Here is a 6,989-nt window from a genome sequence, read left to right as displayed (position 1 = left end):
CCCTTCCCTGAGAGTCATAGTAGTTTCTTACCTGAACTATCCCTCTTTGGTTTGTTACAGAGGAGAGCCTGCCAGCACTGTCATACGCATACTGTGTTGTGCTTCCATCAGGCATAGTAACACTGCTTAGCCTTGCAGAGCTATCATAGGTGTATAACACAGCCCTTACTCCGTCAGATATGGAGGAAATAACTGTATATATTGATACGCCAATCCTAATAGTTCTATTGGTGATACCAAGTGTCCTTCCCATGCTATCGCTTATGGCGGTAATATTGCCGAGGGAATCCCTTAAAAGCCTTACCCAGTTTCCGTTAGTGTCTCTTTCTTCTATAAGCCTTCCTGCCGAGTTGAATGTATAAGAAGCGCCATCAGCAAATTTCAATGTCCTTGTGCCATCAGGATTAAGATATGCCTTTACACCTTTTAAAAATGGATATAGGTTGTTTGTATAAGAGCTGTCTCCGTTTTTAGAAAAGATGTATCTACCAGCTTGGGGTGTAATATAAAGGAGGGCAGTGCCACTTGTCTGGAGGAAGCGGTTATAATTAATGCTTGTACCTCTTCCAAAGGGACCGATGGTTGTGTTGTCTGATTTATAAAGCCTCGTTATATTGAGCATTGATGGAGAGGGATAGGCAATATCGTTTTTGCTGTAAATAAACATTCCATTGAGCGGGTCGACAGGGTCTCCCTTAGGACATGCCCCGCCCTCGGAAGACGGCTGTAAACCAGTAGGAGGGATTATTGTGACAGGTCTTGGGAATGACGCACCACAGCAGAACTTTGGAATCCCCACTCCGGGGTCAGGAATAATAAGTTTTCCATCCTCTGAGACTGTTCCCATACCGAATGGCTTCCACTGATTGGAATTAGGGTCAGGTTGAGGTGATTCGTCATAATACCAAAGCTCTACTCTTTCGCCTGGTTGTGCTTGAAAGTTATTTGGCATCTTAACAGGGACGGGTCTTGTGGGTGTGCCTCCGCCGGGCTTGTCAAAATAATACATATAGATTTCACTTGCATAGACTCCTTCAGGAGGTGGTCTTATTGGAAGCCTGTCTACGGGCACGACCTTGACCGAGACCTTCTCGTTTGGCTTTCCGTCCCACCCTATGATTTGCACATCCACCGGTATCTTCATCTCGAAGTCCGGTATGGCCGGGTCTTTGACCACGGTTTCTTTGCCCGGCTCTATCGGGGTAAATCGCTCGGTGTTTACTCTGTGAAGGAAAATGTTATAGGGAAGCTTATTGTCCACACCCGGGACGATTGTCACAGGCACGGGTATCTGAGAGGGGTATTCTGCATCAGTGGTGTTTGCAGTATCTCCGTCTATTATGAGGATTTGTTCTCCAGTGGGTATATCTCTAAAGAAGAAGTTCCCTGCTTCATCTGTTACTGCGGTCTTGCTGTCAATTGTGAGGGTTACATCTTTTATGGGGCTATCATCATCTGAGCGAAGGACCCTGCCTGTTATGGTTGTAACACCCGGGGGGATGGGTTTTATGGTTAACAAAGCAATTTCGGTTACATCAGTGCCATCAATGTTTGCAGTTCCGTTTATGATTAAAACTATATCTCCGGTAAGTCCTGAATTAATGAGGGTCAGACTGGATTTCTGTCCTGTTGAGATTTGCTCAGGGTTGAAGTTAACAGTTAACCCCTCTGGCACATCCGGGACAGAAAGCCTTACAGTGCCTGAAAACTGCTCCATGCCTGTGTTTTTAACACTTACCATTGCGGATGACCTTCCACCAGTAGGCATAGTAAGTGAAGAAGGACTTACACTTAGCTCAAATACTTGAGTCCTCAAGACAGTGAAATTCAGGGCGCTCGTTACATTGCCAATTGAGGTTACCACTGTGATAGGTCCTGTAGATGCACCAGAAGGCACAAGAGCCTTTATCTCCATCTGAGTAAGGGAAGGTATGGAAGCCTGCACTCCGGGGGTGAAATAAACCCCTGTGGGAAGATTGGCAAAATTGTCTCCGTATATAGTCACCACTGTGCCCGGGTAGCCCTCTTTTGGTGTGAAGTCTGTAATCACAGGATAGGGGTCTGTGACCGTAAAGCTCAAATAATTGGAGTTTACCCTGTCTGGTGTAAGGACTGTGACAAGGTATACCCCTTTAGTCATAATGAGCGAGGATGGCACCACTGCAGAAAGCTCTGTAGAGCTTATGTATGTGGTATTAAGGTCTTCGCCATTGAAGTTGACAATATCTCCCTGAATGAATTTTGCACCTTTAACCTTCAGGGTAAAATCAGGACTTCGGGCAGAGATAGATGAGGGCTCAAGCTCTGAAATCACAGGTATGGGGTATTTAATCTCAAAAGGATAAGGCTCCGATGTTCCACCCTCTGGAGGTTGGTTTGTAACTGTTACAAGCACAGTGCCTGGCTCAGAAAGTAATGAGACCGGTATATCAGCATAAAGGTTTTCATTGTCTTTAAACTTTGTAATGACCTCGCTCAGGTTAAACCTCACACGGGATGAGGTGGTGAAATTTCCACCCTCTACCTTAAGCTGGAGACCCTCACCTGCCCTTGAGCTTTTTGGAATGAGATTCGTTATATAAGGCACAGGATTAGGAAGCCCGATTATATAGACCACACCATCACCTGCTATGAGTGCACGGTTAGAGTAAGGGTCAACTGTTATGGGTCTCAGGGGATAGGGCTCTCCGGGAAGACCATAGGTGCTTATTGTATTAGTGTTTATGTCCAAAAGCATAAGCTCATTCATTGAGGTTATGATCGCACTCTTTAGGAGAGGATTAAAGGCAGAGCCTGAAAGAGGCATAGAATTTTTAATCTTTTCAAGCTCATCCACAGCACCTCTATTGATGTCAAGAAGGTATGCCTTTTGATTTGAGACCATGAAGGCGAGGTCTTCCTGAGATGAAATCGCTATGTCTTCTATGTCACGGTCAGTAGTGGTCTCATTAAGCACATCTCCTGTGCTCAAATCAATTATTGAGATATGAGATTGCTTGCCCTCTCCCTGAGCTTCTCCTCCAATGACTACAAGCCTTCCTGAGTCACTGTCAAGTGCCAATAACCTTGGTCTTGAAGAAAGAGAGATTTCTCCTTTTATTGAGAAATCGGTTAAGGATAAAAATGTGAGCTTTTTACTTTTTCCAAGGGCAATAACCACTGTGTGAGTTACAGGGTTTATGCTGACCTCCTGTGGGTCTTCACCTATCTGGAAAACATTCTTCAGAGTTCCATCAGGTGCCACCACATATAGATAGCCTTTTTTACCCGTCCCTCTTACTGTAACAAAGGCATGGTTGTCCTCTGGATTAATAGCAAGCCCTACTGGAACACCTTCTAATTTTATTTCTTTAAGGAGGCTGAGGTTATTGACATCAAGGAGTGAGAGGGTTCTGCCTGTCTTACTTATGCTATAGGCAATATCTGAGCCAGTGGAGATGTCAATTGCAGTTGCATTTGAAAGAACAGCAATTGTGCCATAGGGCAGGGTCTCCCCTGCCTCAGTGGCAGCCGGGCAGAGGAAGACCGCTGAGAGCAAAACTGCAAATATCAGCTGGAGACTTCTCATACCAGCCCCCTTTTTCATTTCAGGCTTGCAAGCAATTTCTCAGCAGAGACCTCTTTACCCGACTCTGTGATATAGACGACCTCCTGCCCCTTGCCCATGGTTGTTGCCACCCTGACTTTCTCTATCCTTTCACCTTCGTAATACATTGCCACCTGAATAGTGAATGTAGCCTCAGCTGTGAGAGCACTCTGATAATTTTTCAGAATGTTAACCGAGACGGTAGCAGTGGATGATTCATTAGTTCCGCTTAGGGTTGCGGTTGCGATTGAGGGGTCTGCCCCTGAGGAGCCTGGCCCAAAGGCAGGAGCTACAGTCACCTTAACAGTCGTGCCCACAGGGATGTTTGTCCCTGAGATAGTAACCTCCACAGGGTTTGTTATAGTTGCAGGTAAAACTACATCGGGTGTTCCATACAACCCTTGTGCATTCTCAGGCACATTTACCCCTGCGATAGAGATTATTTTTAGCTCCGGGATTTTAGCTACAAACACAGTAGATGGGTATCCAAAGGTAAAAGTTGGGGATGTCGTTGTCGTCCTCTCAAGGTAGTATGTTTCAAGGCGGATACGACCATTACCACCACTTCCACCATTGATACCGTTTCCTCCCAGCCCTCCGTTGCCACCTAAGGCGACAATTGCACCGTCTCCTTTAATAGCATTAGCTATTAGTCTTAGAGCACCACCGCTTCCACCACCGCTTCCACCAACCTGAAAAGAGCCCCATCCGTTTCCTCCGTTGGCACGGATAGCACCTGTTATATGAATGGTTCCGCTTGAGGCAATCAGGATAGCACCACCACCTCCTCCACCTCCTCCACCCATAGAAGTTTCACATGATGAACCTCCACCCCCTGAACCGCCTATTAAGGGGATGATTTGTACATTTCCATATGTGGTCCCACCAACACCTCCACCATCTTGAGCTGTTTTACCGAGTGAGTTGAAACCCCCACCTCCGCCTCCATACCAACAATAACTTGTCCCACTCACGCGACAGCTAAAACGTCCTCCACCACCACCACCTATGCCTAAGCCACGCCCGGCTATAAAACCTACAGGTGCACCAGAGCCTCCACGAAACCCGCATGGTCCTCCTTCACCCGGAACGCTCTGTAAGCCGTCTTTTCCATTCACTTCTATCACGCCTCCTATTGTTACATCACCTGTGGCGAGGATGTATACAGGCGTGTTGGATGCATGCTTTTTAAAAGTAACTATTACCCCTGCTGGAATGTTTACAGTCGTAAAGTTAAAAACCCCATCGGGAGGAACCTGAAGTTCTACATTAGAAGTAGGGTTAAATGCTCCATCAGCACCTGTGCTTCCACTGATAAACTCCCATGCATAGGAAGAACCCGCAAAGAGAAATATCACGCTGAGAATAATAATATTTCTGACCCCTTTCATCTTAAACCTCCTTTATTATTTTTTAATTTCAACATTTACTGGACTGGAAACCACAGTCCCTGTGTCTGAATACTTCACTTCAACATTTACTGGACTGGAAACCACAGTCCCTGTGTCTGAATATTCAACCCAAATAGTTACTGGTCTAGCGTATATAGTCACATCCCCACTAAAAGGCTGTGTCACATAGATTGTGATCCCTGTATTTTCAGCCGTTATCACACCTGTGCCTTCCTTGAGTGCGGTGATTGTGAAAACAGTACTACTACCATAAGGAATGGTAACAGACTGAGGGGCTGATATTATATCCGTGGCATGATTATTCAAAGATACTGTAAGACTTTTGGGATAACCCTCTATCAAGGCGGTTATCTTAGCGGTGTCCTGAGGGGTGAGGGCAACCTGTGAAGGCGAAAGAATGAGCCTCGCTATATTAAGCGGTATACTTGCCACGCCATAAGAGGTTTTGACTATAATATCGGTCCGGACGGCCTGTGCAGTAGATAAAATCGCTACATCCACTTTTATTTCCGTATCCACTGATGAGAAACGGTTTATTATGAGCCCTTGATTAGTGGATGTGATTTCCTCTGTAGTAAAAAGGTTTTCCCCCACAAGGGTAAAAGTCAAGGTATTTCCAACAAAGACAATATCTGGAGTTATGCTGTGAAGCTCAGGCGGTAACTTTTTAATTCCACTCTTGCTGGTTGCAAACAGATTTCCGACCTCGTCGTACTCGTATATTACCACCTCTCCGGTTTCTGAGACCGCTTTGGTCAGCCTCCCAAGGTCATCATAGAAATAATTAACGGTTTCAGCAAAAAGAGGAGAAATAAAGAGGATGGCTAAGAAGAGAGAAACCAGACAAATAATGTTTCGTAACGCCTTTGCCATTCGGCAACCCCTCTCTCCTATTCCCCTTAGGACAGGTGGCTTTGTGCCTCCCGCTTACGCGGAATTTACCTTTTCGGTGGCTCTATGCAACTTATAGGAAGGTGACTTATTGAAGCATAATCGCCCTCTAACTGTCAAGAGCAAAATGTATTTGTCAAGCCATTGACAAGATTTTATATTTATGATATTCTTAATGCGTATTAGGAATATTAGGACTATTTGGAGGAGACCATGAGAAAGAGATTGAATTTAACAATTGATGAAGCTGTATATGAGGAAATAGGGCGTCTTCCCATGCCCAGAAATATTTCAATATCTGAGTGCGTAACTTGGATTTTAAGGATGATGGCTAAAGATTTAAAGCCAAATGCCATGTCTGATAACGAATTTATCAAGATGATGGATAGCGACCCTCGTGGCAAAGAGGTGCGTAAGTTTCTACAGGAAAAATTAGGGCCTGTTTTTTACCCTATTATGGACACTGTTGAGTTTGCCAAAAGAAAGATTAAAATGACACCTAAAAGGGATAAGGGCAAAAAATGAAGCCTATTCTCTTGCCTAATGGCAAATGCAACCTTTGTAAAGCCAGAATAAGGCGAATAGACAAGTATGATGCTAACTATTTGTTTTATTCGAATGAAGGCGTAAGAGAGCATAAGGAAAAGAAAGGGGTTTATTTAATTAAATGTCCTAACTGTAACAGGTATATATTGCTTAACTGTAATTAAGAGCAAGGCTAACAAGTCTTTTCAAGGACAGTAAAGCCGGGTTTGTGGAACAAGTCCATATTCTCGGCTTTTTTATTTTCAAAAAGGAAGGAGATGAGACTATGAAGAAGTTTATGAAAATCATGGAAAAGAACAAACGGCTGGTTAAAAACCTTGACTTCCGAGCAAAGGCAGAGGTTTTAGGAATCCCTAAATGCCCTAACTGCAATGCTCCACTACTTGCTGGCTTTGGAGATTCATCAGGCGACTATTACCAGTGCCTGAACTGTGAAGCTACGATCCCTGTGGATAAAATTGACGGCAGGATTGAATGAAAGAGTTTGTCTATGCCCCTGCCTCAGTGGAAGCGATGGGAAGGAGCGGACACAAAGAGGCAGGGGAAGGGATTTG

The 6,989-nt window shown here is 44.7% G+C and carries 5 protein-coding genes and 1 riboswitch; of the genes, 2 read left to right on the top strand and 3 right to left on the bottom strand.

Annotated features, from left to right (window positions below; translation table 11 throughout):
- From HY805_01150 to HY805_01140, 3 genes are all read right to left on the bottom strand, one after another.
- On the bottom strand, nt 1-3,568 hold a 3,568-nt coding region (locus HY805_01150), incomplete at its 3' end, for an IPT/TIG domain-containing protein (protein ID MBI4822825.1).
- A 14-nt stretch (nt 3,569-3,582) separates the two neighbouring features.
- A complete protein-coding gene (locus tag HY805_01145) occupies nt 3,583-4,977 on the bottom strand; it encodes a hypothetical protein (protein MBI4822824.1) in 1,395 nt (464 codons plus the stop codon).
- Between the two features lie 15 nt (nt 4,978-4,992).
- Nucleotides 4,993-5,871 (bottom strand): RHS repeat protein, encoded by an 879-nt coding sequence (locus HY805_01140; GenBank protein ID MBI4822823.1) that lies wholly within the window; start codon nt 5,869-5,871, stop codon nt 4,993-4,995.
- Nucleotides 5,871-5,951, bottom strand: a riboswitch (cyclic di-GMP riboswitch). (Overlaps the previous gene by 1 nt.)
- A gap of 151 nt (nt 5,952-6,102) precedes the next feature.
- On the opposite strand from HY805_01140, the gene HY805_01135 reads away from it, so the two are divergent.
- Together HY805_01135 and HY805_01130 are read left to right on the top strand one after the other, a co-directional pair.
- Nucleotides 6,103-6,414 carry a hypothetical protein gene (locus HY805_01135; protein MBI4822822.1) on the top strand — a complete coding sequence of 104 codons (312 nt, stop codon included), beginning with the start codon at nt 6,103-6,105 and terminating at the stop codon, nt 6,412-6,414.
- Between the two features lie 286 nt (nt 6,415-6,700).
- Nucleotides 6,701-6,913 (top strand): hypothetical protein, encoded by a 213-nt coding sequence (locus HY805_01130; protein MBI4822821.1) that lies wholly within the window; start codon nt 6,701-6,703, stop codon nt 6,911-6,913.
- Nucleotides 6,914-6,989: the final 76 nt, after the last annotated feature.

The organism is Nitrospirota bacterium (genome assembly GCA_016207905.1).
Taxonomy (GTDB): Bacteria; Nitrospirota; Thermodesulfovibrionia; order Thermodesulfovibrionales; family JdFR-86; genus JACQZC01.
The sequence above is the reverse complement of the archived record's forward strand: the minus strand, read 5'-3'. Positions and strand labels throughout refer to the sequence as shown.

Coding starts and splice junctions, on each gene's coding strand:
- HY805_01140 (MBI4822823.1), bottom strand. CDS start 5,871: ATGGCAAAGGCGTTACGAAACATTATTTGTCTGGTTTCTCTCTTCTTA.
- HY805_01130 (MBI4822821.1), top strand. CDS start 6,701: ATGAAGAAGTTTATGAAAATCATGGAAAAGAACAAACGGCTGGTTAAA.
- HY805_01135 (MBI4822822.1), top strand. CDS start 6,103: ATGAGAAAGAGATTGAATTTAACAATTGATGAAGCTGTATATGAGGAA.
- HY805_01145 (MBI4822824.1), bottom strand. CDS start 4,977: ATGAAAGGGGTCAGAAATATTATTATTCTCAGCGTGATATTTCTCTTT.